The organism is Halomonas sp. E19 (assembly GCF_052439355.1).
Taxonomy (GTDB): Bacteria; Pseudomonadota; Gammaproteobacteria; order Pseudomonadales; family Halomonadaceae; genus Halomonas.
Window position 1 is genome coordinate 710,022 of sequence record NZ_JBNFWU010000001.1, and the last position, 26,207, is coordinate 736,228.

The following is a 26,207-nucleotide window of genomic DNA, read 5'->3' on the forward strand; positions in this document are numbered from 1 at the left end:
GTGGCATGCCCGTCTTGTTGTTGGCAACACTAAGCGGAAAGGGGGCGCTAGAGCACCCCGGCGTCGAGACCTGCTGCCAGATAGAGACCCAGTTCTTCTACCTGAGCCTCGAAGCCCTGCTTCCACTCGCCGCGCAGGATCAGCGGTTCCTGTACCCATCTCCAGCGCAGCCCGGTGACGATACCCTCCACCGCACGCCGCGTGCCGGTGCCATCATGCCCGGCGCGCACATAGAGCGCGCAGGGTAAGCCTTGCCGTTTTGCCAGCACCGGGTAGTAGCTGCGGTCGAAGAAGTCCTTCAGCGCGCCGCTCATATAGCCGAGATTCTCGGTGGTGCCAAGCAGGATGGCATCGCAGTTGAGCACGTCATCCGGGCCTGCCTCGAGCAGGGCTTTCACCACCACCTCGATGGCCTCGATGTCGCGGTGAGTGGCGCCGCGTTCGGCGGCGTCCCGCAGGCGCTGGGTATTGGGCGAGGGCGTATGAGCCACGATCAGCAAGCGTTTCATGTTTGACAGTCTAATGGCTTTTTCCGACGCTGTTGCGACACCTTCCGCATTTTGTCTACAGGAGGAATTTCGCACATGGCCTTTGCACTGTCGGATATGCAGTTGACGAGCCCCGCCTTTCAGGCGCATGGCGCCATTCCTGCTCGCCATACGGGGGAAGGAGAGGACGTCTCGCCGCCCCTGAACTGGCACGATGCCCCGGAAGGCACCAAGGGCTATGCGGTGATATGCCACGATCCCGACGCGCCGCTGGTGCAGCACGGCAGCTACGGTTTCGTTCACTGGCTGCTCTATAACCTGCCGGGCTCGACCACCTCCCTTGACGAGGCGACCTGCGACGGAACCTGCGGCAAGAACGACTTCGGCAGCGTAGGGTACCGCGGCCCCATGCCACCGGAAGAGCACGGGCCACACCATTACTACTTCTGGGTGCTGGCGCTGAGCAAGCCGACCGATCTGCCGGAAGGGCTGGGGCTGGCGGAACTGCTCAAGCAGCTCGAACCCCACCTGCTGGGCATGAATCGCCTGATCGGCACCTACCGCCGGGGCTGAACCCCCCGGTGCCGGAGCCAAGCGGCTGGTCTTGTGCCGGCCGCGCTGGTGGCGAATCCCTCAGTACCCCCTGTCGAAGACATCCCGCCCTTGCGGCGAGAGGATGTCTGTTTCTCCTTGCGTCAGGAAAATTTACAGGCGGTTTCATCCTATAAAGCAGCGATACAAAGCGACTTTGCATGCGACTTGGCGTACGGCTAGGGTGGATAGCGACCCGCCGAAGACGGGCGTTTCGCTTAGATCAAGGAGGAGCATGCGATGAAAAAGGATGTACAGGACCTGTTTCCCACGCGGCTGGAACGCAAGCTCGGCATGTTCGAGCGCATCGACCCGGTCGTGTTTACCGAAGGGGCGGAGCGCAGCGATGGCCCGCTGAGCGAGGAGCAGGTTCGGGAGTACGAAGAGAAAGGGTTTCTTTCCTTCGAGGGCTTTTTCCCCGCGAAGAAATGGAGGCCTTCATCCAGGAGCTGCGCGACTATGAAGAGGATGAGGATCTCAAGCTTTCTGAAGGCACCGTGCTGGAGCCGGGGCGACAGGAGATCCGCTCCATCTTCGGTATCCATGAGATATCCGAGCGCTTCAGTCGCTTGACTCGCGACCCGCGGCTGCTGGCGATGGTGGAACAGCTGCTGGGCAAGGGCGTGTATATCCACCAGTCGCGCATCAACTACAAGCCGGGCTTCAAGGGCAAGGGCTTCGACTGGCACTCCGACTTCGAGACCTGGCACAGCGAGGATGGCATGCCGCGCATGCGCTCCCTCAGCTGTTCGATCATCCTCACCGACAACGGCGAGTTCAATGGCCCGCTGATGCTGATTCCGGATCGCACAAATACTTCGTGCCCTGCGTCGGCCGCACCCCGACCGACAACTACAAGGAGTCGCTTAAGAGCCAGGAAGTTGGTGTGCCCGACAATACCAGCCTGCGCGAGCTGATGCTCAAGGGCGACATCGAGGCGCCCAAGGGGCCGGCCGGCACCTTGGTGATGTTCGAGTGCAACACCATGCACGGCTCCAACATGAACATGTCGTGCTGGCCGCGCAGCAACCTGTTCTTCGTCTACAATAGCGTCGAGAATGGCTTGGTCAACCCGTTCTGTGGCAATCGCCCACGCCCGGACTTTCTCGCCAACCGCAAGGACTGGAGCCCGCTCAAGCCGGTTTCGTAAGTCTTGGCGTTTCGTTCAGCCCATGTGTCGCATGCCGTGGCCCGCGTGGCCACGGCAAGACTCGATCAGAGTGTGTCGCGTGCCGCCAGCTCCTGTGGCAGCAGTGCGGCATAGATTAGTTCGTTGACCGGCGTGGCGACGCCCACAGCCCGGCCTAGCCGAACCACGGCACCGTTCTGGGATTCCAGCTCCGATGGCTCGCCGGCCATGAGGTTGCGCTGCATCGAGGAGGTGCTTTCGGCCGGCATTGCATCGATGAAGCGCATGGCGCGCTCGGCGGCATCGTCGGGGAAGGCCACCCCTGGGCCCGGGCGACGGCCTCTATCTCCACCAGGATCGCCTCGATCAGTTGGCGGGTCTCGGGCAGTTGCCGGGTGACCCCGATCGGGGCGCGGGTGATTGCGCCGATTCCGCTCAGGGCGCAGATGAACAGGAACTTGCTCCACTGCGCCACGCGAATGTCGTCGGGGATCTCGGCACTAACACCATCCGCTCGGTCGAAGGCCGCCTTGAGGCGGGCGGTTCGCTCGCTGTTGCGGTTGTCCCGTTCGCTGAAACGCACGAAAGGATCGACGCCGGCATGGACGATATGCCCGGGGGCTTCCTTCCAGGCCAGGATGCCGCACAGGCCATCCAGTACCACGGCTTCGCCCAGCACCTCTGCCAGGGTATCGGCAGCTTCCACGCCGTTCTCCAGCGGCAGCACCAGAGTGGTGTCACCGACTAGGGGCGGATCGCTTCGGCGGCTTCACGCAGCTGCCAGGTCTTGACCGCCATGATCACGCAGTCGACCGTGCCGACTGTCGCCGGGTCATCGGTTGTCTGCACGCGCTCTAGATGCAGGTCGCCCTTGATGCTGGTCAGCCTGAGCCCATTGCGGCGCATCGCCTCGAGATGAGCACCGCGGGCGATGAAGGTGACCTCTTCTCCGGCGGCGGCCAGGCGGGCGCCGAAGTAGCCGCCGACCCCGCCGCTGCCCATGATGGCGAATTTCATGCTGCCCCCTTATGGCTTGGCCCATGTCGCTGGGTGATCTTGTCTCTGGTCGCTGCTGTCTTTGAGGATAGTGGCTTGCCGGCGTGGTGCATCCCCTCCGCGCTGGGCGCACCTTTGTCTGACTTGAGCCAGGTCATGAAGGGGTTTCCTGCAACTGCCACACCTGAGAAAAGTGAGGCAGACTGTCGATGACCCTTGCCGATGCGACCTGACCCATGACCGCTTCCTCCCTCGTCACACTTCCGGCGCCGAGCCGGTTCAGGAAGGGCGCTGCCCTTGGCCCTGCGCCGCGTAGCCATTGATACCTACCGCGAGAACGTGGCCTACCTGCACCGCGAGTGCGACCTCTACCGCGCCGAGGGCTTCCAGGCGCTCTCCAAGGTCGAGGTGCGCGCCAACGGCAAGCGCATTCTTGCCAGCCTCAACGTGGTGGACGATGCCGCCATTGTCGGTCATGCCCAACTGGGTCTCTCTGAGGATGCGTTCGCCTCGCTGGGGGTCGAGGAGGGCACGCCGGTCAGCGTCTCGCAGGCGGAGCCGCCGCCCTCCATTCCCGCGTTGCATCGCAAGATCGCCGGCGAGCGGCTAAGTCGTGAGGACTATCGCGCCATCGTGCAGGACATCGCCGAGCTGCGCTACTCGAAGATCGAGCTGACTGCCTTCGTGGTAACCTGCGAGCTCGGCGAGCTCGACCGCGAGGAGATCTTCTATCTCAGCGATGCCATGTGTCGTGTCGGGCGACGGCTCGACTGGCGCGAGCATCCGGTGGTGGATAAGCACTGCATCGGCGGCATCCCCGGAAATCGAACCTCCATGCTGGTGGTGCCTATCGTTGCGGCGCACGGCCTGCTGTGCCCCAAGACCTCATCGCGGGCGATCACCTCGCCTTCGGGTACGGCCGACACCATGGAGGTGCTGGCCAAGGTGGAGATCCCTTTCGACGATCTCGAGGAGCTGGTGCGGCGGCATCGCGGCTGCCTCGCCTGGGGCGGCACCAGCGAACTCTCGCCGGCCGACGATGTGCTGATCGCGGTGGAGCGGCCGCTCTCCATCGATTCGCCCGGCCAGATGGTAGCCTCGATCCTTTCCAAGAAGCTGGCGGCAGGCTCCACGCACCTGCTGCTCGATATACCCGTGGGGCCGCATGCCAAGGTGCGCTCGATGCCCGAGGCCCGGCGCTTGCGCAAGCTGTTCGAGTTTGTGGCAGGGCGCCTGGGCCTGACCCTCGACGTGGTGATCACCGACGGCAGCCAGCCGGTCGGGCGGGGATCGGCCCGATGCTCGAGGCCCGCGACGTGATGCGCGTACTGAGCCTGCATCCCGAGGCACCGATGGACCTGCGCCAGAAGTCGCTGCGCCTGGCGGGGCGCATGCTGGAGTTCGACCCCGACATTCGCGGCGGCGATGGTTTCGGCATCGCCCGCGAGATTCTCGACTCGGGGCGTGCGCTGGAGAAGATGCAGGCCATCATCCGTGCCCAGGGTGAAAAACCCTTCGACCTCGATAACCTCGACCTGGCCCCCCATCGTTTCGATGTGCTGGCCCCTGAGGATGGCGTGGTGACTGCCATCGACAACCTGCGCATGGCGCGTATCGCACGGCTGGCAGGAGCCCCCAAAGCCAGAAATGCCGGGGTGGAGCTGTTTGCCCAGCTCGGCGACACGGTAGTGAAGGGACAGCCGTTGTATCGCGTTTATGCCGCCTTCCGCAGTGAGTGCGGTTTTGCGCTGCAAAGCAGCGAGCGCGACAGCGGTTACCGCATCGGATCGCAACACCAGCTTACGCGAATGAACCTGGAGTTTTGATGACAGCCGGACTGCTCTATTTTCCCGAGGAGGCCGCACCGGCCTGCCGATTGGCTGAGGCGGCGGGCCTTGCCGCGCATGGTGTCGTTCGCCATCGCTTTCCCGACGAGGAGCTGTGCCTGACTTTGCCGTTTGCCAAGGCGGGGGACTGGCCTCGGACTGTGGTGATCTATCGAAGTCTGGACCGCCCCAACGACAAGTTGGTCGAGCTGATGCTGCTGGCACGCCATGCGCGCGAGCAGGGCGTCGAACGGCTGGTGCTGGTGGCGCCCTATCTTGCCTACATGCGTCAGGACAAGGCGTTTCACCCCGGCGAGCTGGTGAGTCAGCGTCTGGTCGGCGGCTTCCTGGCCGAGCTGTTCGAAGCGCTGATCACCGTCGACCCTCACCTGCATCGCGTCGAACGGCTGGATCAGGCGGTGCCGCTGCGCCAGGCCGTAGCGCTCTCCGGCGCTCCGCAACTGGGCGAGATGGTGGCGCGCCGCGGTGGCAAGACGCTGCTGCTGGGGCCTGATGCAGAATCGGCGCAGTGGGTGAAGAGTGCCGCGCGCGTGGCGGGGCTGGAATATGGCGTGTGCAGCAAGCAGCGTCATGGTGATCATGAGGTCGAGATCCGCCTGCCGGCACTGCCCTTTGCTGGGCGTCGTGTCGTGCTGCTGGACGATGTCGCCAGCACCGGCCACACCCTGATCCAGGCGGCAAAAGCGCTGCTGGCCGCCGGGGTGGAGCGCGTGGATGTTGCCGTGACGCATGCGCTCTTTGCCGGCGATGCCTTCGACGCGCTTCGCCGGGCTGGCATCAAGGAGGTCTGGAGCACGGACGCCATCGCTCACCAGAGCAATGTCGTCTTCCTGGCGCCGCTGCTGGCCGGGGCGCTGGATCAAGTGCTGGCGGCGGGCTGACCGAGCCCAGGGTAGCTACTCGAGCCCAGGGTGCTGTCATGGCACGCCGCCTCTAGGCTGGCCGCGGCGTTGCCAGCCTGCGACAGGCAGGTGGTTCCATGGTTGGTTTAGCGCTGCCAGCGATCTCAGCGAGGGCCGTGCCGGGCAGGTCGGTGTGGAAGCCGATATCGAAGCCTTGCTTGGCAAGCTGTGGCTTCCAGTACTCTTCCGTGGCCATGGTTTCGGCTGCCTCGGCGCTGGGGGCGAGGAACAGGCCTCCGCCGAGATGAATGTCATGTCCACGGGGATGAATGGCGTACACATCGACGAGAAAGGGTTCCATGGCGCTCACTTTGGCTATTGGGACAGGCTCATCATACTGTGGGTGTGCTGCGTCGATGAGCCTTTGTCGATTCCCATTCATCAATGGGTATGTGGCTACGGCATGGGCTCGCGAAAGTGCTTGGCAGCCGGTCGACAAGGCATCGAAGCGGTCGGGCTAGCCAGCGGCCACGCAAAAGCGTAAAAAGCCAGCGAGATACCCCTTCGGTCGATACAGGAACCGTACCGCCATGACGCGACGTACTATCGCTATCTTCGGGCTGACCATGGGGCTGCTGGTGGGCTGCGGTGGCCGCACGCCCGAACCTTCGTCCCCAGCGCAACAGCCCGTGGCTCAAGCCGGTGAGCCGGCCCTTGCGCCCCGTCAGGGCGAGAGCCGCGCCGAAGACCGCTTCTGGGTCCCCCGTCACTTCCATTCCGTGCAGGATGAAGCTCATTACCACGTTAGCCGCCTGGCCGACCGAGATTTCGTCGACGTCTATGGGGGCGACGAGCACCCGCGGGTCTGGTACATCGCCGCCGAGCGCCTCGGACAGATCGGTGAGCCTGCCGTACCCTTGCTGTATGGATTGATCGACAGCCGCGATGACTACGAGCTGATGCTGGTGCTCTACGCGCTGCAGCTCGCCACCCAGGATCCTGCGTTGATGGCCCAGACGGCGGGCGACTACGTGCGCCTGGCAAGCGTGCTTGACCCCCAGGCCAATGCGCAGAATCGCCAGATTGCGCTGGCCTGGTGGGAGCGTCACGGCTGGCGCTGGCAGTGAGGAGCCGGTCCTGGCCTGGCTGCGCAGAAGCGGGCACTTTTGCTAAGGTCTCTGCAGGATTCGACAGTCGAAAGGAAGCGGAGCGCAAAGATGGACTCATTCATGCAAGCAGCCCTGGACGAAGCACGCCAGGGCCTCGCGGAAGGCGGCGTGCCCATCGGCTCGGTGCTGGTACACCAGGGCCGCATCCTGGGGCGTGGACACAACCGTCGGGTCCAGGCGGGCAGCACCGTCCTGCATGGCGAGATGGACGCCCTGGAAAATGCAGGGCGCCTGCCGGCGGCGATCTACCGTGAATGCACGCTCTACACCACCCTTTCGCCCTGCGCCATGTGCAGCGGCGCCATCCTGCTCTACGGCATACCGCGCGTGGTGGTGGGGAAAACCAGACCTTCCTCGGAGAAGAAGCGCTGCTCGCCTCGCGGGGCGTGGCCGTGGAGGTGCTACAGCTGCCTGACTGTGTCGAACTTATGACACGCTTCATCGAGGCCTCGCCAGAGCTGTGGAACGAAGATATCGGCCACTAGCCTGGGCGTACGCGTGTCGGCAGCGGTTGTCATGAAACTGTCATCTTGGCCCGTTACCGTGCGCGCAGTGCCACCAGAACGTCACGCTTCCGTCATCCAGTACGTGTAACCTGAAAACGGGCCGCCCATGTCCAAGACCGAGAGATCCGACGGCCAATCGAGCCGTGCCGCCTTATCCCGAGAACCGGTACGCGAGGTGCCTGCCTGGCTACGTAGCATCTATGCCGGGCTCTGCCTCTACCTGTTCCTGGCGGCCCTGAACGTGCTGGGTGCCGGCCTTGGCACATTTGGCCGTGCCAGCGATTTTTTGGCCCAGCTCTTCGCCTATGGCGAGAACCCCTTCATCGCCCTGCTGGCCGGCGTGCTGGTCACCATGATCGTGCAGAGCTCGTCCTTCACCTCGGCGCTGATCGTGACATTGGTCGCCAGCGGCGAGATGACCCTGGGCACCGCCGTGTTCGCCATCATGGGAGCCAACATCGGCACCGCGGTCACGGGAGTGATCGTGGCATTGGCGAACATGCGGATCCGGCGCAACTTCCGGCGCTCGTTTACCGCGGCGCTGATGCACGACTTCTTCAATATCCTCACCGTACTGATCGTGTTCCCGCTGGAATTCATCAGCGGCCTGTTTCACGAGGCCGGGCGGGGCATGTTCACCCGCCTGGCGGGCTGGCTGGCCGAGCTGATCGGCCTGGAGGAGGTGGCGCGTCCGAATAGCCCCGTCAAGGTGATCACGGCGCCGGTGGTGGACGCGGCCAATGCGATCGGCAGCGCCCTGACACCCACGGCGGCCTCCCAGGGGCTGCTGGTGGCCGCCCTGGGACTGCTGCTGATGTTCATTGCCCTGGGCTTCATGGTGCAGAACCTGCGGGGTGCCCTGCTGCGCCACATGGATGGCCTGTTCCGCACCTATTTCTTCCGCAGCGACCTGCGCGCCTACGGGGTGGGGTTGGTTTCCACCGTGCTGGTGCAGTCCAGCACCATCACCAGCAGCCTGATGGTGCCGCTGGCCGGGGCCGGCGTGGTGCGTCTGCGGCGGGTGCTGCCGTTCATGATGGGGGCCAACTTGGGCACCACCGTGACCAGCGTGCTGGCGGCTACCGCCAACCCGGTGGCAGCGGCGATGACGGTGGCGCTGTTTCATGTCATCTTCAACGTGACCGGCACGCTGGTCTGGTATCCGCTGCGCTATGTGCCGCTCAAGGTGGCAACCTGGTACGGCAAGCTCGCCGCCCGCCAGACGCGCTATGCCTTCATCTTCCTGATCGGCGTGTTCCTGGTGATACCGCTGCTCGGGATCGGTACCGTCGAACTGTTTACCAGCCTGCGCTGAGCGCGGCTTTCAGGAGCTTTCTCCATGTTTCGTCAGCTTTACAGCGCCCTGACTTCGGAAAATACCATCAACATGGCTTTCGAGGATCTGACCCAGATGCTCGGGCACGGCGCCTGGATGTTCGACCGCGCCAACGAAGTGCTGCACAGCACGGTGGCAGCCGACGAGGTGCGCCAGCCGCTCTATGAGCGGGACCGGGCGATCAACGAACTGGAACGCTCCATACGACGCAAGGTGCTGCGCCACCTGACGGTGAATCCGGGGCACGACGTGGCCATTTGCCTGGCTCTCATGAGCGTGGCTAAAGACGCCGAGCGCATCGGTGATTACTGCAAGAACGTGTTCGAGGTCGGGCACTTCTACAGCGAAGGCTTCCATGTGCCCAAGTACCAGGATCCGCTGAACGCCATGGCGGCGCAGATGACCGGCATGTTCGGCATGGTGATCAAGGCCACGAGCGACTCTGACGAGCGCCAGGCGCGCCAGGCGTTGACCAAGGCGGTAGAGATCCGTGCCCACTGCGACAGGCTCATCCAGGAGCTCTTCCGTGACGAGGCCAAGATCGAGTTTCACGAGGCCGTGGCTTACTCGTTGCTGGCACGCCACTACAAGCGTGTGGCCGCCCACCTGGCCAACATCGCTACCGCGGTGCTGGGCAAGTTGGAAGACCTCGACTTCTATTCCGACGACGAAGAACTCTGACCCTCCTGCCGCTCGCCGCTCTGGCGAGCGGCTCCTTGCGCTGCGGGAAGCGAAGCCAGAGCTCTCCCAGGTAGCAGCAGCTTCCAGCAAATCCTTACTATTTACACCCGGCAAAGCTCGGCGCAGCTGCGCCAGGTCGTTGGCAGGCGCGTTCAGCGGCAAGGCAGGCAGTCGGGCAGGCTCTCGCGCAGCGAGCGGGGAGTGATGCCGAGATCAGCCAGGGTGCCCAGGCTTGGGTCGACGACATTGTGCTGGCGCATCAGCGCCAGCTGGTCGCGGGTCAGGGGCGGGCTGGGCAACCAGCTGCCGAGCAAGGCGGCCAGCTGCCACAAGTGAAACGGGATCGGCACCATGCGCGGGTCACGCTCCAGGTGGGCGGCGATCAGACCGAGAATGTCGCGGTAGCGCAGCACGTCGGCGCCGCCGAGTTCGAACAGGCGACGCTGGGTCGTGGTGGCGTTGAGCAGCCGATGGCAGGCGCGTGCCACGTCCCGCACATGTACCGGCTGCAGCAGCGTTTCCCCCTTGCCAAACAACGGCAGCACCCGGTGCCGGGTCAGTCTTTCCAGGGTGAAGAGAAAGCGGTCGTGAGGGCCGAACATCACGCTCGGCCGCAGGATCACGGCTTTGGGGAAGGCCTCGATGACGGCGACTTCGCCGCGCCCGCGCGCACGAATATAGGGCGAGCGGGAGGCCGGGTCGGCGCCGATGCCCGAGAGCTGGATCAGGGTGGTGATACCTTGGCGATGCGCCAGGCGTGCCAGCTGGGCTGCCGCTTCCACGTGCAGGTGCTCGAAGCGCAGTTGGCGGCTCTCGGTATAGAGGCTCACCGCGTTAACTACTCCCGCTGCCCCATGCAGGGCCTGGCGGGTGTCCGATTCACTGCAAATGTCGGCTTCGACCAGGCTCAGCGGATCGTCTGGCTCGGCCCAGTTCGGCCAGGTGGGGCGGCGTGCCACAATGCGCACCGCACAGCCAGCCTCCACGAGCTCGAGCACGATCTGGCTCCCGAGAAACCCGGTGCCGCCAAAAACTGTGACAGGGCCAGAGGCCATGGTTCCCTTTCCCTCCGCTGTTCGATAAGCACGGTATCAGGGTCGGGTGGAGGTGTCATGAGGCAGTGGCAGGGTGCCGTTCTCTTTCACTGCGCGAATCGCGAAGCTGCTTTCCACACTGCTCACCATGCCCAGCTTCTTGAGCTGGCGCAGCCAGTGCTCGTAGCCGTGCAGGTCGGTGGCCAGGACATGCAACTGATAATCGCACTCCCCTGACATGGCATGGCAGTCGATCACTTCTGCCATGGCCTGCATGGCCGCTTCAAAGGCTTCCGTTCCGTCATGCTGGCAATGGTCGAGCCGAACCCGCACGTAGGCAGTGATCGCAAGCCCCAGTCGTTCCCGGTCCAGCTCGGCGCGATAGCGGGTGATCAGGCTCGCCTGCTCAAGCCGGCGTATGCGGCGGGCGCAGGGGGACGGGGAGAGATTCACCCGCTCGGCCAGTTCTGCCGTGGTAAGGCGGGCATCCTGTTGCAGGGCTTCCAGCAGCAGGTGATCGATACGATCGAGCTTGAGGTTGCGCATGGGTGCCTCGTCAATGTGGCAATCGGTGACTTCCTGACGGATGACGCTAACCATCAAGCCAAGTTTGGCGAATCCCTGCCGTACCTGCCAGTGGCTGCCACGCCTCGATGCATCCATGCCAGCTGGCAGCCATGGAACACCGAGGTTGGCAGGCTGCGTTGAAACGGGAGTGCGCAAAAGATTGCAATGCTGCATACACTTTTAACCTAAGAGATACCCCGAGCACTTGACATCGGAGCGCTTCATGGGAGGCGTCGCGAAGGATATTCTTTCCTGGCAGGAGCTGCGGTCGCAGTGGCAGGCCTTTCCTGGCATTGTGCGGCATGGCGGTCGTGTGCTGGTGCTGGCGCTGTTGCTGGGCCTTGGCATGCTGATCGTGTATGCCACGGGCGGCACGCGTTTCGCCTATCCCTACCTGATGCTGATTCCCGTGCTGCTGGCCGGGGTCTGGTATCTTCTCTTTGGTGCCTTGGCGACGGCCCTGGTCGCCGGTCTGCTAATGGCCGCCATGCCCCTCACGGTGGCAACCGGCGAGGCACAAACTACTCTCAACTGGCTGGTACGCCTGGGGCTGTATCTGCTTATCGGCGGTTTTGCCGGAGCGCTCTTCTCCCAGCTGCGCAAGATTCACCTCGCCAGTGAGCATGCCGCACGCACCGACCTCAGTACCCGCCTTCCCAACGAAGTGGCGCTGGAAGACGACCTGAGCCGCCACCTGAACGAACCCCCCATCCCGTCGTCGGGTGACATCGGCCTGATTCTGGTGCGAGTGGATGACATGAACGACATCCTCGAGGCCCTGGGCGCCGATGCCTCGAGGGCGCTCATCTTGGCCCTGCATGCGCGCTTCGCCGGCCTGGCGCCGGCGCTAGTCGGCTGCTATCGGGTGAGCAGGGCAGAGCTGATGCTGCTCTTTCGGTGCGAGGATGTCGCCGACCTCGAGCGGCGGGCAAGCCAGGTGATCGAGCTTGGCGAAGAGAACCTGGAAGTGCTGGGCGTGCCCTGCGCGTGCAGCTCATCGCCGGCAGCAGCCTGCAGCAGGGCGATGGCGACACACCCGAAAGCCTGATCCGCGAGGCGCGCACCGCGCTGCTGGCTGCGTCGGAAAAGCATCGCCCTTATTGCCACTACCAGCCGGCCTTGGCCAGACGTAACGTGCAGAACATCAAGCTGATCGCAAGGGTGCGCGAGGGCCTGCAGCATGGGGAATTCGAACTGCACTACCAGCCCAAGCTGCGCCTCAGCGACGGCTCGGTATGCGGTTGTGAGGGGCTCATTCGCTGGCGTGACCGGCATGGTTCGCTGCTTGCCCCGGGCATGTTCATGCCCAAGGTCGAGACCACAACCCTGATTGCCCCGGTAACACGCTTCGTGGTGAGCGAAGCCTGCCGGTTCATCACGCGTTTCGAAAAGCGTGTCAGCGTGAACTTTTCCGTACGCAACCTGATGGACGAGCGGCTCCTAGTCGAGGTGGGGCGTTTGATCGAACAAGCCGGTATTGCGCCCTCGCTGCTGGAAATCGAGATCACCGAGAGTGCCTTCATGCATGATCTTGTCTCCGCCAGCAAGGCGCTTGAGCGGCTGCGCGGGTTGGGTGTGCAGGTTAGCATCGATGATTTTGGCACTGGCTTCGCCTCCTTCGAATACCTACGCCACCTGCCCATTACCGGGCTCAAGGTGGATCGCGCCTTCATTCGCGGCATGGAGCAAGATCCCAGAGCGCAGAAACTCGTTGCCTGCCTGATCGACGTAGGGCATGCCCTGGGCCTGGAAGTGACGGCAGAAGGGGTCGAGACCGACCGCCAGCATGGCATCCTGCGCGGGCTGCAATGCGACCAGGCGCAGGGCTACCTTTATACTCGGGCGCTGCCGGCGGTGGAGCTGCTCGCCTGGCATCGCCACCATGCCCAGCTTGAGGCAAGCCGTGACGCCTGGTGGGCAGATCCCTGTATCGACAGCCTGCTGCCGCCTCGCTGACCTCTCTTGAAACACACTCCTTCTATCGTGCGCTTCGTCTCTTGCGCTTTCTCCCTTGCGTACTTGCGCATGATGCGTGGGCCGCTGGCCTGCAACCGTGGCCTGTCAACAACGGGGGAATGGTAACTGATAAAAATGAGAATGATTGCTTTTATTGATGATAACGGCAGCGAACGTGTCGCCATCTGGGTCCTTCTCTTGTCGACTCCTACGGTGGGCTTCACATCGAAACCATACAGGACTAAAATGGTCCCAAATGGAGCGCGGGCGTTTGCCCTTGCACCGTGACCATCAGGAGTCAGGCATGCTCAAGCTTTCCAGGCTGACCGACTATGCCGCCGTGATTCTGGCGCAGATCGCCCGGCATCCCGACCAGCCCCATGCGGCGGCGGAGCTGGCCGAGACCGTACAGCTACCGCACCCTACGGTCAGCAAGACGCTCAAGATGTTGGTCAAGGCCGGGCTGCTGGAATCACGACGAGGCGCCCAGGGTGGCTACTCCCTGGCGCGCCCCGCGTCGAGGATCACAGCTATCGACATTATCACCGCCATTGAGGGGCCGGTAGCGATGACCGAATGCAGCCATGCCGAAGGTGACTGCGACCTGCTCGCCACCTGCGGCGTCTCCGACAACTGGCAGCGTGTGTCGCTAGCCGTACGCACCCTGCTCGACAGCGTGACCCTGGCCCACCTGGCCGATGCCACGCCGATCAAGCTGCCGGTGCAGCTGCCCATACAGAGCGTGAGCCTGGCCGCCGATACGGCCTAGCCATAACACCGCATTTATTACCCGAGGCGAGTGCGCTCGCCGACCCAACCGCCCGGGAGGGAGAGACCATGGCAAGTGAGGAAATGGAACAGCTGGTTCGCCGCGAATACAAAGAAGGATTCGTGACGGATATCGAGAGCGACACGCTGCCGCCCGGCCTCGACGAGGACACTATCGCCTTCATCTCGAAGAAGAAGGGCGAGCCTGAGTGGATGCTCGAGTGGCGCCTCAAGGCCTACCATCAGTGGCTGAAGATGACGCCGCCCTCCTGGGCGCATCTGGACTATCCGCCCATCGACTACCAGGCGATCTCCTATTTCAGCGCGCCGAAGCGCCCGGAAGACCGCCCGCAGAGCCTCGACGAGGTCGACCCCAAGCTGCTGGAAACCTATGAAAAGCTGGGTATTCCGCTGCACGAGCGGGCGGCCCTGGCCGGGGTGGCGGTGGATGCGGTGTTCGACTCCGTGTCGGTGACCACCACCTTCAAGGAAAAGCTCTACGAGGCGGGGGTGATCTTCTGCTCGATCTCCGAGGCGATCCGCGACTACCCGGAGCTGATCAAGCAGTACCTGGGTACCGTGGTGCCGGTGGCCGACAACTACTTTGCTGCGCTCAACTCTGCGGTGTTCACCGACGGCTCCTTCGTTTTCGTGCCCAAGGGCGTGACCTGCCCGATGGAGCTCTCCACCTATTTCCGTATCAACGCCGCCAACACCGGCCAGTTCGAGCGCACCCTGATCATCTGCGAGGAGGGCGCCCAGGTCTCGTACCTGGAAGGCTGCACCGCGCCAATGCGCGACGAGAACCAGCTTCACGCTGCAGTGGTCGAGCTGGTGGCGCTGGATGACGCCTACATCAAGTACTCCACGGTGCAGAACTGGTACCCCGGTGACGAGGACGGCAAGGGCGGCATCTACAACTTCGTCACCAAGCGCGGCGACTGCCGCGGCGACCGTTCGCGCATCAGCTGGACCCAGGTCGAGACCGGCTCCGCCATCACCTGGAAATATCCCTCTTGCGTGCTGCGCGGCCGCGATAGCATCGGCGAGTTCTACTCCGTAGCGGTGACCAATGGCCGCCAGCAGGCCGATACCGGCACCAAGATGATTCACATTGGCGAGGGGTCGCGCTCCTACATCGTCTCCAAGGGCATCTCCGCCGGGCGCAGCAACCAGTCCTACCGTGGGCTGGTCAAGATCGGCCCGCGAGCCAAGGGGCGCGCAACTTCACCCAGTGCGACTCGCTGCTGATCGGTGACCAGTGCGGCGCGCATACCTTCCCTTACCAGGAGATCGGCAACAGCACCGCCACCATCGAGCACGAGGCGACCACCTCGAAGATCGGCGAGGATCAGCTGTTCTACTGCCAGAGCCGCGGCATTTCCGAGGAAGACGCGGTGAGCATGATCGTCAACGGCTTCTGCAAGGACGTGTTCCAGGAGCTGCCGATGGAGTTTGCCGTCGAAGCCGAGGCGCTCCTCAACGTGACCCTGGAAGGCGCCGTCGGTTAACGCTGTTTTCAAGTGGCCGGTGAGATGAGCGCCGGGGACAAGGCGAAGCGAGGGGCTTTTGGCCACCGCGCCCTTGCGAGCCTTGGCGCCGGAGTCGCTCATCCAGATTAAGCGCGTGGCATGTCCATGCGGCTTAATAACGAATCCATTTGTGCAAGTCGCCGCGGCGGCTCGCCAGAATCGAAAAGGTACTCAACGATGCTCGAAGTCAAGGATCTGCACGTCAAGGTGGAAGGCAAGGAAATCCTCAAGGGTCTCAGCCTGACCATCAACGCCGGGGAAGTGCACGCCATCATGGGCCCCAATGGGGCCGGCAAGTCGACTCTGTCGGCGGTGATCGCAGGCAAGGAGGGCTATGAGGTCACCTCTGGCTCGGTCACCTTCGAGGGGCGCGATGTGCTGGAGATGGAGATCGAGGAGCGCGCCCAGGCGGGTCTGCTGCTGGGCTTCCAGTACCCGGTGGAGATCCCCGGCGTAAAGAACATCTACCTGCTCAAGGCGGCGCTCAACGCCCAGCGTGAAGCTCGCGGGGAAGGCGAAATTCCCGCGCCGGAGTTCCTCAAGCTGGTCAAGGAGAAGCTGGCGCAGATGAAGATGGATGCCAGCTTTCTGCAGCGCGCCGTCAACGAGGGCTTCTCCGGCGGCGAGAAGAAGCGCAACGAGATCCTGCAGATGCTGGTGCTGCAGCCCCGGCTGGCCATGCTCGACGAGATCGACTCCGGACTCGACATCGACGCCCTCAAGGTGGTGGCCGACGGGGTCAACAGCCTGCGTGATACCAGCCGCGCCATCCTGTTGGTGACCCACTACCAGCGCCTGCTCGACTACATCGTGCCCGACTACGTGCATGTGCTGGTCGATGGCCGCATTGCCAAGAGCGGTGATGCCGAGCTGGCCAAGGAGCTGGAGTCCCGCGGCTATGACTGGGTCGTGGAGGAGTCTGCTGCATGAGCGATGTCCAGAGTGAAGTGACCTCCTTCCTGGCGTGCCTCGAGGCGCGCAGCGCCCAGCGCCGCGAAACCCAGGGGCTGAGCCAACCTGGATCGCCGCGCGGCGCCAGGCCGGCGCGGCCCGCTTCGAGGCGCTCGGTTTTCCCACCCGCCGCGACGAGGCGTGGAAGTACACCGATGTGCGCGCTATCGCCCGGGGCGATTTCGCGCTGAGCGACAGCGCCGAGTTCTCGCAGGCCTCGGCGGCGGCGCTGACGCTGCCCATCGAGGCGCACCGGCTGACCTTTATCGACGGCGTGTTCTCGGCCGCGCTCTCCGACCTGGGCGAGCTGCCCGGCGGGGTGGCAGTGCTGCCGCTGTCGCAGGCGCTGGCCGAAAACCATGAAGCCGTGGGCGGCCCTCTGGGTCGGCTCACCGGCGTCGACTTCTCGCCATTTTCGGCGCTCAATACCGCCTTCATGGAGGAGGGCGCCGTGGTGCGCTTGGCGCCGGGCAGCGTAGTGGAGAAACCGATCCTGCTGCAGTTCCTGTCCCGGGCCAACGCCGCACCGGTGATGAGTCATCCGCGCATCCTGGTCGAAGCCGGTGCGCGCAGCCAAGCCACGCTGATCGAGCATCATGTCGGCGAGAGCGAAGCGGCCAACTTCACCAATCTGGTGGCCGAGCTGATGCTCGACCGTGGGGCGATGCTGACCCACTACAAGCTGCAGGAGGCGCCGCTGAGCGACCTGCACGTGGCCAGCATCCATGTGGAGCAGGGGCGCGACAGCCGCTACACCTCGTTCAACCTGAACCTGGGCGGCGGGCTGGTGCGCAACGACCTGATCAGCGAGCTCAACGGTGAGGGGCCGAGGCCAACTTTTACGGACTGTTCTACGGCCAGGGTCGCCAGCACATCGACAACCATACGGTTGCCAACCACAACGCCCCGCGTACCTATTCCAACGAGAACTACAAGGGTATTCTCGACGACCGCGCCCGCGGCGTGTTCAACGGCAAGGTGGTGGTCAAGCGCGACAGTCAGAAAATCGAGGGCTTCCAGAGCAACGCCAACCTGCTGCTTTCCGACCGCGCCGAGATTGACGCCAAGCCGGAGCTCGAGATCTACGCCGACGACGTCAAGTGCTCCCACGGCACCACCACCGGGCAGCTCGACGAGGAGGCGGTCTACGCCCTGCGCACCCGCGGCATCGACGAGCAGACTGCGCGTGGCTTGCTGACCCTGGCCTTCGCCGGCGAAGTGCTCGACCGCGTGGCGCTGGATGCCGTAGCCGAGCGCGTGGAGCTGGCGGTGGCGGGTAAGCTGCCGGAACGCTTCAACCTGGCCGGGCTGGTGGAAGCCGCCCTGGCCCTGCACGACGCCTAAGCGAGGAGAGCGCGAATGCACCATCTGGCCTCCGAGCAACCGCTCAGCGCGCCGGCCTTTGACGTGGCCGGGATTCGCGCTCAGTTCCCGATTCTCGAGCGGCAGGTCCACGGCCGGCCGCTGATCTACCTCGACAATGCCGCCACCAGCCAGACCCCGCTGGCGGTGATTGACAGCTTCCGCGACTATTACAGCCGCTACAACGCCAACATCCATCGTGGCCTGCACACTCTGGCCGACGAAGCCACGGCGGCCTACGAAGCCACGCGCGAGACGGTGCGCGGCTTTCTGAATGCCGCCGACCGGCGCGAGATCATCTTCACCCGCGGCACCACCGAGGCGATCAACCTGGTGGCCAACAGTTGGGGTCGGGCCAACTTGAAGGCGGGCGACGAAGTGCTGGTGTCGCTGCTGGAGCACCACTCCAACATCGTGCCGTGGCAGCTGCTGTCCAGCCAGCTCGGCATTGTGGTCAAGGTGATTCCGGTGGATGAGCGCGGGGTGCTCGATCTCGACGCCTATCGTGCACTGTTCACGGAGCGCACCCGACTGGTGGCGGTCAATCATGTCTCCAACGCCTTCGGCACCATCAACCCGGTGCAGGAGATGGCCTCGATCGCCCACCGGCTGGGCGCATTGATTCTGGTCGACGGCGCCCAGGCCGCGCCGCACCAGGCGGTGGACGTGCGCGGAATCGACGCCGATTTCTATGCCTTCTCGGGGCACAAGGTGTATGGGCCCACTGGCGCCGGCGTGCTTTACGGCAAGGCCGAGCTGCTTGAAGCCATGCCTCCGTGGCAGGGCGGGGGCGAAATGATCAAAAGCGTCTCCTTCGACGTGCCGACCACCTTCGCCGACATCCCGCACAAATTCGAGGCGGGCACCCCGGCGATTGCCGAGGTGATCGCCTTGGGCGTGGCACTCGACTGGGTGCGCGGCGTGGGCCTGGACGCCATCGGTGCCTGGGAGGCCAGGCTGCTGGAGCGGGCCACCGCCGCAGTGTCGCGTATCGATGGGCTGCGCATTCTCGGCACCGCACCGGACAAGGCCGGCGTGCTCTCCTTCGTCGTCGACGGGGCGCACTCCCAGGACATCGCGCTGCTGATCGACCAGCTTGGCGTGGCGGTTCGTACCGGCAACCACTGCGCCCAGCCGCTGCTCGCGCACTTCGGCGTAACGGCGACCTGTCGCGCCTCGTTTGCCGCTTACAACACGCTGGAAGAGGTCGACGCCTTTGTCGATGCACTTGAGCGCGTGATCGGGATGGTGCGCTGACCATGGCGGCCATCGAACAGATAGCAACCCTGCACAAGGGCCAGACGCTGCCCCTGCAGCGTGACGTGGACGTGATCTCCATTCCCTTTGGCAAGACCATCACGCTGCCCGAGGACAGTGTGGTCAGCGTGATGCAGGCCAAGGGCAGTTCGGTGAGCGTCGGCTACGAAGGGCGTCTCTACCTGATCGAGGGCAGCAACCTCGATGCCCTGGGGCTGGAGCCGCTGCCGCGCCCCACCCTGCCCGAAGACGCCACCGAGGAGCAGATCGAACAATTCGTGTGGGATCAGCTGCGCACCTGCTTCGATCCGGAGATCCCGGTCAATATCGTCGACCTGGGCCTGGTCTATGGCTGTCGCATCGAACGGCTGATCAGTGGCGAACGCATCGTCACCATCCGCATGACCCTGACCGCGCCAGGCTGCGGCATGGGCGATGTGATCGCCGCCGACGCGCGCAACAAGATCCTCGGCGCGCCCCAGATCAGCCGGGTGCATACCGAGATCGTCTTCGATCCGCCCTGGAGTCGTGAGATGATGAGTGACGAGGCCAAGCTGGAGTTGGGGATGTTCTAGCCCGCTCAAGGACGCCGGTCTGTCGGTGGTGAATGCGGGAAAGCGAGCTAGGCCGGGTCAAGTGATGCAGGCACTGCTGTGGAAGATCTTCAAAGGTGTGCTCATGACGCTGGGAGCGCTGCTGCTGCTGCTGGCGCTCTTGTTCGTGGGCACCAACCTCTGGGTCGTCGGCAAGACGCAAGGGCGCATCGGCTATGAGCTGCCGCTATGCGGCCCCGAGCAGGTGGGCATCGTCTTCGGCACGTCCCGCTGGACGCGCAGCGGCGTGCGCAACCCCCACTTCGATGCGCGCATCAATGCGGCCTCACGGCTGATCCGGCTGGGGCGCGTCGAGCACCTGCTGCTGTCCGGTGACAACCGCACTCGGCAGTATAATGAACCCATCACCATGTGGCGCGACCTGCGGCGCCAGCACGTGCGCGACGAGGACATGACCCTCGACTACGCCGGCTTCAGCACCTTCGATACCCTGATCAGGGCGCGGGACGTTTTCGGCGTGGAGCGGGCGCTGCTGGTCACCCAGGCCTGGCACCTGCCAAGGGCCATTTACATTGCCGATGCGCTGGGGCTCGAGGTTACCGGCTGTGCTGCGCCGGAACGGCCGGTGGCAGGGCTGTGGCGTTTGCAGGCACGGGAATGGGTGGCGCGGGCGGCCACGGTGGGCGACCTCTACCTGTGGGGGCGTGAGCCCTATTTCCTCGGTCCTCTGGAGCCGCTGCAGATCGCCCCGCAGGCGTGGCGGCTTCCGTACGATTTGCCTTTCGAGATGCCCGCCAGGGACGTCGACTGACGCCCAGCGTCAGCGCTGGCGCTGCTTCTGCAGGCGATAGAGCTCGCGGATCAGCTCGCGGCACCCTTTCCAGCACTGCTCGACAATAGGCTCGAGAGGATCGGGCAGCGGGTGGGTGTAGAGCGTCGAGAGCGCCTGCATCAGGACGCGCTCCTGCTCCAGCAGCTCACCGATCACCACCTGGCTTTCGTTGCCCACGAAGCTCTTCAGGCGGCTCCATAGCCACATGTAGTCGTCGCGCTCGACATCCGCGTCCCGAGGCAGCAGGTTGAGGTGGCGGCGAGCGAGCTCGCGCAACTGGCGCATGGCCTTGACCCGCGCCTCGTAGTGCGGCTTCAGCGCTTCACGCAGCGAAGGGCGCAGGCGCTCCAGATTGTCCTGAAAGTAGTCGATGCTGTCGGCCAGCGCTTCCAATACGCTGTCCATCGCCACTTGGCGATTGTCGAGAAACATGCGCGGTCACCTCCTCCGGTGACGCTGATTGTGGCTGGGGAAACACTGTTTTACTACCCCTTGAGTAGAAGAATGCCTTCTTTCTACAAGTTTGCCCGCTTTTCTCGCAATTACCCCTTGGGTTTAGGGGTGTCTTGCGGGGCAGGTTGGCGTTCTTCTCGATGTGTTCGATGATCATTCCAGCGATGTCCTTGCCGGTGGCCGTCTCGATGCCGCGCAGCCCCGGCGAGGAGTTGACCTCCATGATCACCGGCCCATGATTGGCGCGCAACAGGTCGACCCCGGCGACGCGCAGGCCCATGGCCTTGGCGGCTCGAATGGCGGTCGAGCGCTCTTCCGGGGTGATGCGGATCAGGCTGGCGGTGCCGCCGCGGTGCAGGTTGGAGCGAAACTCGCCTTCGGCCGCCTGGCGCTTCATTGAGGCGACCACCTTGTCACCGATCACGAAGCAGCGGATATCGGCGCCGCGGGCCTCCTTGATGTACTCCTGCACCATGATGTTGGCCTTCATGCCCATGAAGGCCTGGATGACGGACTCGGCGGCCTGATTGGTCTCGGCCAGCACCACGCCGATGCCCTGGGTGCCTTCTAGCAGCTTGATGACCAGCGGGGCACCCTTGACCATGGTGATCAGGTCGGGAATGTCGTCCGGCGAGTGGGCGAAACCGGTGATCGGCAAGCCCAGGCCCTTGCGCGACAGCAGCTGCAGTGAGCGCAGCTTGTCGCGCGAGCGGGTGATGGAGACCGAGTCGTTGAGCACGTAGGTACCCATCATCTCGAACTGGCGCAGCACCGCGCAGCCGTAGAAGGTGACCGAGGCGCCGATGCGGGGAATGACCGCATCGAAGGGCTCGAGCTCTTCCCCTTGAGATGGATCGAGGGGTGGTGGGCCGCAATACTCATGTAGCAGCGCAGGGTGTCGATCACGCGAAGGGTATGGCCGCGCTGCTCGGCGGCCTCCACCAGGCGCCGGGAGGAGTAGAGATTACGATTGCGGGACAGCAACGCGATATGCATCGTGGACTCCGAGGTCGGTGCCGGATCGGCTCAGGGTTCACCGTGCAGAAACGACACTCCTGGGGCTACCAGTAGGCGGCTCAGGGCACGGCGGCCGAGTAACATGGGGTGACGCAGATCACGGCGATCGGCCAGGGTCAGTTCTACCATCATCTCCAGCCTGCCCAACTGCATGGGGGTGCGGATGACGTAGCGCCATTCGCGCTGACCGTTGGAGCTGGTGACGCGACGCCGGTCGTGCAGGTGGGTCCGGTAGCTATGCGGCGGAGTTTCGGGCCCCCGCAGCGAGTGGTGAAGCTGACCCACAGGTGGCCCTCTTCCTCGTACACCTCGATATCCTCGGCATGCAGCGCCGAGGTGCGAGCGCCGGTATCGATCTTGGCGCAAAGGGACATGCCGATGGTCGGCAGCGTGACCATCTCCAGGCGACCGATGACGGCCTTGGGCGTGTAAGGAAGTTCCTTCATTGCTTGGTTTCCAACTGTCTTGCTCAATGGCCGAGAAGGGCAAGGCGCTTGCCGATCGCCGAATCCGGCTGGGCTTCTCGCAAAATCATCAGCACCGGCAGCCGCAGGCGAGGGATCAAGGCGAGATCCCTGGCGGCACTGGCAAAATCGATGACGTCGGACTCAGCCAGCCGGGTCAGGAAGTGCGGCAGGCGCCGGGCATCTTCGAGATGCCGCCAGCCGCGGCCCGCCATGGCGGCCAGCAGATCGGGGCCACAGGCCCCCGGTCCGCGAGCAGTTCATCGAACCAAGCGCCAACGAATTGCGTCGGTGCACCGCACACGGCACGTACGCAGGCGCAGAAGAGTTCGACATTCCCTGCCTGAGCGGCCGCTTCTCCCTCGCGCGCAGCGCGTGAGCGAGGCTGTCGCTTGCCAGCGGCACATGCTCTAGACAGTAGCACAGCGAGATCAGGACTTCGTCGGGCAGCTTGGCAAGGCGGCGTTCCAGGTCCGCGGCGGTGGCGTCATCCAGGCGCACGGCAAAGTCGGCAAGTCCTTGCAGCCCCAGCGCCTGCCAGTCCAGCTCTTGCTGGCCACTGAGATAGGCCTCTACGGGCTCCAGGTGCGGGCTGGCCGGCAGGCCCATGGCCAGGCTCGCCTTGGCGTGCATTACCGCCTGGAACGGCAGCGTCGGCGTGAAGGCCAGCGGATTGTCCTGCATCAGATTGTCGATAGCGCCGGGGGCTTGTGTCGTGTCGACGGCGGCCGCACTGCGGCCCAGCGTTTCCAGCAGGCGCTGCAGGAACGCATCGCGAGGGGCCGGTACCAAGAGGCCCTGCTCGTCGAGGGGCAGAGCGAGAAACCAGACCAGGGGTCGGACAGGTTGCCGAGGCGAAACACCAGGCCCAGCCGTGCCTGGCCCTGCCAAGGGCTAGGCCAGGGGCGTCGCCGCTTTCAAAGCTAGCCAGCGTTTCCATGGGGCAGGGCTCGACCCGGCGCCCCAGGTGAAACGCCTGTACCTCGGCTCCGCTGCGCTCGAAAAAATCGTGGAGCGTATGAATCGGCTGCATGCTGCCTCCCTTTCGAAGCGTGCACTCTACCCTGCGTGCCGGGGAATTGTCAGCATTCTTGGTGCGCTCGGCTGTGGTGGACCGCTTGTTGGCTGGTCAAAATACGACCAATGCCGTGAAGTGCCCGAGCCGAGCAGGGCCGATACGCCTTTCCATAGCTTATCCACAGCCTGGTGCAAGATATCTGTGTACAGCTGTACTGACGGGGCAGCCGAGCCGTGAATGGCATGTCGTAGGTAGCCATCACCGCTGGGGATCGGGATAATGACGGCATGACGAGAGAAAATGCGATGACGATATACCAGGAACTCGACGTTGCCCTGCGTCGCCTCGAAGCCACCATGATGGCTGCCAACCTGTGGCGCATGGAGCGGCCAAGCGAAGCCGCCTTCGCCAGCCAGCAGCCGTTCTGCGTCGATACCATGAGCCTGCCGCAATGGCTGCGCTTCGTGTTCGTGGCCCGACTGGACGCCCTGGTGGAGGCCCGTGGGGCGCTGCCGGCGAAGTGCGAGGTGGCGCCGGTGGTAGATACCTTCCTGGCCCAGCAGGGCGTCAAGGCGACCGACCGACTGCTGGTGCTCAAGGCGGTGGAGGAGATCGACCGGCTCGTTACTGAAAACCAGCCGGCCTGCCGCCGCGATACCTTCTTCTTCCTTTTCCTAATGCAATGAGCCCCACTCGGTGGGGCTCATTGCTGCTATCGCTAGACTGGCGACATATCAGAAACGATAGCTGATGCCGGCCATGAAGACCCAGGGGTCGACGTTCACCGTGCCGATGTCGGTACCGTTCAGGCTGGCGTCGGTATCGATGTCGATATACCAGGCCGCGGCGTTGAGGCCCCAATGGTCATCCAGGCGCACGTCCACGCCCAGCTGGCCGGCCAGGCCCCACGAGCTGTCAAGATCCAGGTCCGCGTTGGCAACATCGATGCTTTCGCTGAAGAAGTGCGTGTAGTTGAGGCCGATGCCGGCGTAGGGCTGGACCTGCGAGCCGGTGCCACCCAGCGGGTAGTACTGCACGGTCAGAGTCGGGGGAGATGCTTGGTAGAAGCGATTTCATCGCCGCCGAGGCGAATGTCATGCTTGAAGGGCAGGGCCGCCAGCAGCTCGATGCCGATATTGTCGTGGACCAGATAGCTCAGGGTGAAACCCAGGTTGGTATCGCTACGGACATCGACCTCGGTGCCGTCGTTCAGATTGCCATTGTTGCTCTTGGGGTCCACATGCGCCACACCCACACGGGTGATGAAGTCACCAGCGCTGTAGGCCAGTACCTGGCTGCTGGCAAGGAGAGCCGTTGCTGCCAGGCCGGTGGCAAGCAGCGTGGTAAGAGTGGGTTTTTGCATGGGGTCGACTCCTGTCGCTTATCAAGACAGCATGGCGCTGCGGGTGTAAGCGATAGTTTATCGGTAGGATGGTGGTGATTAATTGATCCAGGGCAATAGTTTCTTTTGAAACTAAAAGAGGCATATGAAATGTGACTTATGGAAGTGCCGACTAATGAAAACGCCGGGCCCAGGGCCCGGCGTCGTTGTTAAACGCGAACGATGAATGCGATTGAAGCGGTCAGAAGCGGAAGGTGACGCCGCCGCCGATGGTCATCGGATCGATCTTGGCGGTGCCAATGGCATCGCCATCCTGAGAAAGGCGTGCATCGACATCGGCATAGTTGGCGAAGCCGTTGAGCATGAAGTTATCGGTCACGGCCAGGTCGATGCCCACCTGACCCACGGCGCCGAAGGAGCGACGCGTGTTGATTCCTTCGGGCTCGCCAGAGAAGCGGGTGTAGTTGAGGCCTGCGCCGACATAGGGCTGCACGCGCGAGTCAAACCCACCCAGCGGGTAGTAGTTGACCATCAGGTTGACCGGCATGCGCTCGATGGAAAGGTCGTCTGCGCCGAGTGTCACGTCGTGCTCGAACTTCTCCGAGCCGTTGAGCTCGATGCCCACCTGATCGGTGAACAGGAAGCCGGCGCCGTAGGTAAAGCCGCGGGCATTGCCGATGCTGGGTTCCTGGCCGAGGACCTGGCCGGCATCGGAGCGGGTCTCGGTTTGGGCGACGCCGCCGCGCACGAACACATCGCCGGCGCTGTAGGCCAGGGCCGCCTGGCTGGCAACGGTGAAGCCGGCAGCGAGGGCAACCATAGGAATCAGGCGAGTCGGTTTCATGTCAGTGTCCTCCTGGTTTCGGCTTGGACTGGAGATTCCAGCCGCTTTGGTCTCACATAATATACGAACACTGTTTCTAAAAGTCCTGTTTAATTTTGTTATCGCCGTCATTGGCACTATTGATCGCCTCAATGGCAGAAAGGTCTAATTTCATCGAAGCCAATATGACAAGAATCGTGCACGTTTCTGTACAGCTTTTGTTGCGAAGCAGCATGGCGCGTCCAGGGGCGAACGGCTAAGTATTTAAGAGTGTCCAACGTGGGTAAAGAGAAGCTAATGGACAGGCGCTTACCGTCAAGAGGGAAAAGATGCGGATACAGGCTCAGGACCGACCGATGTGGATCTCGCTTGCGGCCATGCTGGTGGCAGCGGCCTTGGCGCTGTGGTTGCTGCTTCGCCCCGAGCTGATCGGCGGTCTGCCGATGCCTCTGCGGTTGCCTGTCATCGGACTGGGCGTGTGGGCGCTCGGGGCTGCCTTCATGCAGCCGCTGGGGCTCGAGTTTCGCCGCCACTGGCTGCGGCGCGCCACGCGTCCACCGGCGAGCCTGGCGGCCCTGTTCGCCTTTGCCGTGATCGTGGTGTTGCGCGCGATCTGGCTATCCTGAGCCGCAACAAGAAAGCCGCCCGGCAAGGGCGGCTTTCTCGCTAGCGTTGGCGCCGCTGGGCGGCGC

25 protein-coding genes and 7 pseudogenes are annotated in these 26,207 nt (G+C 63.8%); 22 read left to right on the top strand and 10 right to left on the bottom strand.

Going from position 1 to position 26,207, the window contains the following annotated elements; all coding sequences use genetic code 11:
* Positions 1 to 47: 47 nt before the first annotated feature.
* Entirely contained in the window at positions 48 to 509 is a 462-nt protein-coding gene (locus ACUDAL_RS03805; protein WP_444677196.1) for a flavodoxin family protein, read from the bottom strand.
* 75 nt (positions 510 to 584) lie between these two features.
* Between ACUDAL_RS03805 and ACUDAL_RS03810 the strand changes: the two genes are divergently transcribed.
* The 3 genes from ACUDAL_RS03810 to ACUDAL_RS03820 all read left to right on the top strand — a co-directional run bounded on the left by ACUDAL_RS03810 (position 585) and on the right by ACUDAL_RS03820 (position 2,229).
* Entirely contained in the window at positions 585 to 1,061 is a 477-nt protein-coding gene (locus tag ACUDAL_RS03810) for a YbhB/YbcL family Raf kinase inhibitor-like protein (protein WP_444677197.1), read from the top strand.
* 446 nt (positions 1,062 to 1,507) lie between these two features.
* Positions 1,508 to 1,996, top strand: coding sequence for a phytanoyl-CoA dioxygenase family protein (locus ACUDAL_RS03815; RefSeq protein WP_444677198.1), 489 nt, complete (start codon positions 1,508 to 1,510; stop codon positions 1,994 to 1,996).
* The gene (locus tag ACUDAL_RS03820; protein WP_444677199.1) at positions 1,966 to 2,229 is read left to right on the top strand and encodes a hypothetical protein; all 264 of its coding nucleotides are present in this window, start codon (positions 1,966 to 1,968) and stop codon (positions 2,227 to 2,229) included. Before ACUDAL_RS03815 ends, ACUDAL_RS03820 begins: the two co-directional genes overlap by 31 nt.
* Positions 2,230 to 2,294: 65 nt before the next feature.
* Here ACUDAL_RS03820 and ACUDAL_RS03825 read toward each other — a convergent pair.
* Positions 2,295 to 3,225 (bottom strand): annotated as a pseudogene (locus ACUDAL_RS03825) (2-dehydropantoate 2-reductase).
* A gap of 276 nt (positions 3,226 to 3,501) precedes the next feature.
* Here ACUDAL_RS03825 and ACUDAL_RS03830 point away from each other — a divergent pair.
* From ACUDAL_RS03830 to ACUDAL_RS03865, 8 genes are all read left to right on the top strand, one after another.
* Positions 3,502 to 4,524, top strand: coding sequence for a thymidine phosphorylase (locus tag ACUDAL_RS03830; protein WP_444677200.1), 1,023 nt, complete (start codon positions 3,502 to 3,504; stop codon positions 4,522 to 4,524).
* Entirely contained in the window at positions 4,503 to 5,030 is a 528-nt protein-coding gene (locus ACUDAL_RS03835) for a hypothetical protein (RefSeq protein WP_444677201.1), read from the top strand. Before ACUDAL_RS03830 ends, ACUDAL_RS03835 begins: the two co-directional genes overlap by 22 nt.
* Positions 5,030 to 5,932 (top strand): ribose-phosphate diphosphokinase, encoded by a 903-nt coding sequence (locus tag ACUDAL_RS03840; protein WP_444677202.1) that lies wholly within the window; start codon positions 5,030 to 5,032, stop codon positions 5,930 to 5,932. Before ACUDAL_RS03835 ends, ACUDAL_RS03840 begins: the two co-directional genes overlap by 1 nt.
* A gap of 154 nt (positions 5,933 to 6,086) precedes the next feature.
* The gene (locus ACUDAL_RS03845) at positions 6,087 to 6,437 is read left to right on the top strand and encodes a hypothetical protein (protein ID WP_444677203.1); all 351 of its coding nucleotides are present in this window, start codon (positions 6,087 to 6,089) and stop codon (positions 6,435 to 6,437) included.
* Positions 6,438 to 6,483: 46 nt separating this feature from the next.
* Positions 6,484 to 7,020: a hypothetical protein gene (locus ACUDAL_RS03850; RefSeq protein WP_444677204.1), complete on the top strand. Its 537-nt coding sequence runs from the start codon at positions 6,484 to 6,486 to the stop codon at positions 7,018 to 7,020.
* A 102-nt stretch (positions 7,021 to 7,122) separates the two neighbouring features.
* Entirely contained in the window at positions 7,123 to 7,494 is a 372-nt protein-coding gene (locus ACUDAL_RS03855) for a nucleoside deaminase (protein ID WP_444677205.1), read from the top strand.
* A gap of 180 nt (positions 7,495 to 7,674) precedes the next feature.
* Positions 7,675 to 8,883, top strand: a complete 1,209-nt coding sequence (locus tag ACUDAL_RS03860) for a Na/Pi symporter (RefSeq protein WP_444677206.1) — start codon at positions 7,675 to 7,677, stop codon at positions 8,881 to 8,883.
* 24 nt (positions 8,884 to 8,907) lie between these two features.
* Positions 8,908 to 9,585 (top strand): phosphate signaling complex PhoU family protein, encoded by a 678-nt coding sequence (locus ACUDAL_RS03865; RefSeq protein WP_444677207.1) that lies wholly within the window; start codon positions 8,908 to 8,910, stop codon positions 9,583 to 9,585.
* A 152-nt stretch (positions 9,586 to 9,737) separates the two neighbouring features.
* Here ACUDAL_RS03865 and ACUDAL_RS03870 read toward each other — a convergent pair whose 3' ends face one another.
* Positions 9,738 to 10,640, bottom strand: coding sequence for a complex I NDUFA9 subunit family protein (locus ACUDAL_RS03870; protein WP_444677208.1), 903 nt, complete (start codon positions 10,638 to 10,640; stop codon positions 9,738 to 9,740).
* A 36-nt stretch (positions 10,641 to 10,676) separates the two neighbouring features.
* Positions 10,677 to 11,219: an Lrp/AsnC family transcriptional regulator gene (locus tag ACUDAL_RS03875; RefSeq protein WP_444677209.1), complete on the bottom strand. Its 543-nt coding sequence runs from the start codon at positions 11,217 to 11,219 to the stop codon at positions 10,677 to 10,679.
* A gap of 190 nt (positions 11,220 to 11,409) precedes the next feature.
* Between ACUDAL_RS03875 and ACUDAL_RS03880 the strand changes: the two genes are divergently transcribed.
* The 9 genes and pseudogenes from ACUDAL_RS03880 (at position 11,410) to ACUDAL_RS03920 (ending at position 20,377) form a co-directional block, all read left to right on the top strand.
* A complete protein-coding gene (locus ACUDAL_RS03880; protein ID WP_444677210.1) occupies positions 11,410 to 12,234 on the top strand; it encodes a hypothetical protein in 825 nt (274 codons plus the stop codon).
* Positions 12,174 to 13,142, top strand: a complete 969-nt coding sequence (locus ACUDAL_RS03885) for a putative bifunctional diguanylate cyclase/phosphodiesterase (protein WP_444677211.1) — start codon at positions 12,174 to 12,176, stop codon at positions 13,140 to 13,142. The genes ACUDAL_RS03880 and ACUDAL_RS03885 overlap by 61 nt, the downstream gene beginning before the upstream one ends.
* Positions 13,143 to 13,446: 304 nt before the next feature.
* Positions 13,447 to 13,911: an SUF system Fe-S cluster assembly regulator gene (locus ACUDAL_RS03890; RefSeq protein ID WP_444677212.1), complete on the top strand. Its 465-nt coding sequence runs from the start codon at positions 13,447 to 13,449 to the stop codon at positions 13,909 to 13,911.
* Positions 13,912 to 13,979: 68 nt separating this feature from the next.
* Positions 13,980 to 15,421, top strand: a pseudogene (sufB, locus tag ACUDAL_RS03895) (Fe-S cluster assembly protein SufB).
* Between the two features lie 198 nt (positions 15,422 to 15,619).
* Complete coding sequence (gene sufC / locus ACUDAL_RS03900) at positions 15,620 to 16,372, top strand: Fe-S cluster assembly ATPase SufC (RefSeq protein ID WP_444677213.1); 753 nt, start codon at positions 15,620 to 15,622, stop codon at positions 16,370 to 16,372.
* A pseudogene (gene sufD, locus ACUDAL_RS03905) lies at positions 16,369 to 17,737 on the top strand (Fe-S cluster assembly protein SufD). The gene sufC and the pseudogene sufD overlap by 4 nt, the downstream one beginning before the upstream one ends.
* 15 nt (positions 17,738 to 17,752) lie before the next feature.
* Positions 17,753 to 19,012, top strand: coding sequence for an aminotransferase class V-fold PLP-dependent enzyme (locus tag ACUDAL_RS03910; RefSeq protein ID WP_444677214.1), 1,260 nt, complete (start codon positions 17,753 to 17,755; stop codon positions 19,010 to 19,012).
* A 2-nt stretch (positions 19,013 to 19,014) separates the two neighbouring features.
* Positions 19,015 to 19,587 (top strand): putative Fe-S cluster assembly protein SufT, encoded by a 573-nt coding sequence (sufT, locus tag ACUDAL_RS03915; RefSeq protein WP_444677215.1) that lies wholly within the window; start codon positions 19,015 to 19,017, stop codon positions 19,585 to 19,587.
* A 64-nt stretch (positions 19,588 to 19,651) separates the two neighbouring features.
* Entirely contained in the window at positions 19,652 to 20,377 is a 726-nt protein-coding gene (locus ACUDAL_RS03920) for a SanA/YdcF family protein (protein WP_444677216.1), read from the top strand.
* Positions 20,378 to 20,386: 9 nt separating this feature from the next.
* On the opposite strand, the gene ACUDAL_RS03925 is transcribed toward ACUDAL_RS03920, so the two are convergent.
* From ACUDAL_RS03925 to ACUDAL_RS03940, 4 genes and pseudogenes are all read right to left on the bottom strand, one after another.
* A complete protein-coding gene (locus ACUDAL_RS03925; protein WP_444677217.1) occupies positions 20,387 to 20,830 on the bottom strand; it encodes a hypothetical protein in 444 nt (147 codons plus the stop codon).
* 112 nt (positions 20,831 to 20,942) lie between these two features.
* Positions 20,943 to 21,847: pseudogene (rimK, locus tag ACUDAL_RS03930) on the bottom strand (30S ribosomal protein S6--L-glutamate ligase); the annotation flags it as partial.
* Positions 21,848 to 21,877: 30 nt separating this feature from the next.
* Positions 21,878 to 22,314 (bottom strand): annotated as a pseudogene (locus ACUDAL_RS03935) (ATP-dependent zinc protease family protein).
* A 23-nt stretch (positions 22,315 to 22,337) separates the two neighbouring features.
* A pseudogene (locus ACUDAL_RS03940) lies at positions 22,338 to 23,365 on the bottom strand (DUF3549 family protein).
* A gap of 290 nt (positions 23,366 to 23,655) precedes the next feature.
* Here ACUDAL_RS03940 and ACUDAL_RS03945 point away from each other — a divergent pair.
* On the top strand, positions 23,656 to 24,036 hold the full coding sequence (locus ACUDAL_RS03945; protein WP_444677218.1) for a YqcC family protein: 381 nt from the start codon (positions 23,656 to 23,658) through the stop codon (positions 24,034 to 24,036).
* A 48-nt stretch (positions 24,037 to 24,084) separates the two neighbouring features.
* Here ACUDAL_RS03945 and ACUDAL_RS03950 read toward each other — a convergent pair.
* Positions 24,085 to 24,713 (bottom strand): annotated as a pseudogene (locus ACUDAL_RS03950) (OmpW/AlkL family protein).
* Between the two features lie 220 nt (positions 24,714 to 24,933).
* Positions 24,934 to 25,536 carry an OmpW/AlkL family protein gene (locus tag ACUDAL_RS03955; RefSeq protein ID WP_444677219.1) on the bottom strand — a complete coding sequence of 201 codons (603 nt, stop codon included), beginning with the start codon at positions 25,534 to 25,536 and terminating at the stop codon, positions 24,934 to 24,936.
* Between the two features lie 335 nt (positions 25,537 to 25,871).
* On the opposite strand from ACUDAL_RS03955, the gene ACUDAL_RS03960 reads away from it, so the two are divergent.
* Positions 25,872 to 26,141 (top strand): hypothetical protein, encoded by a 270-nt coding sequence (locus tag ACUDAL_RS03960; protein WP_444677220.1) that lies wholly within the window; start codon positions 25,872 to 25,874, stop codon positions 26,139 to 26,141.
* Positions 26,142 to 26,207 lie beyond the last annotated feature (66 nt).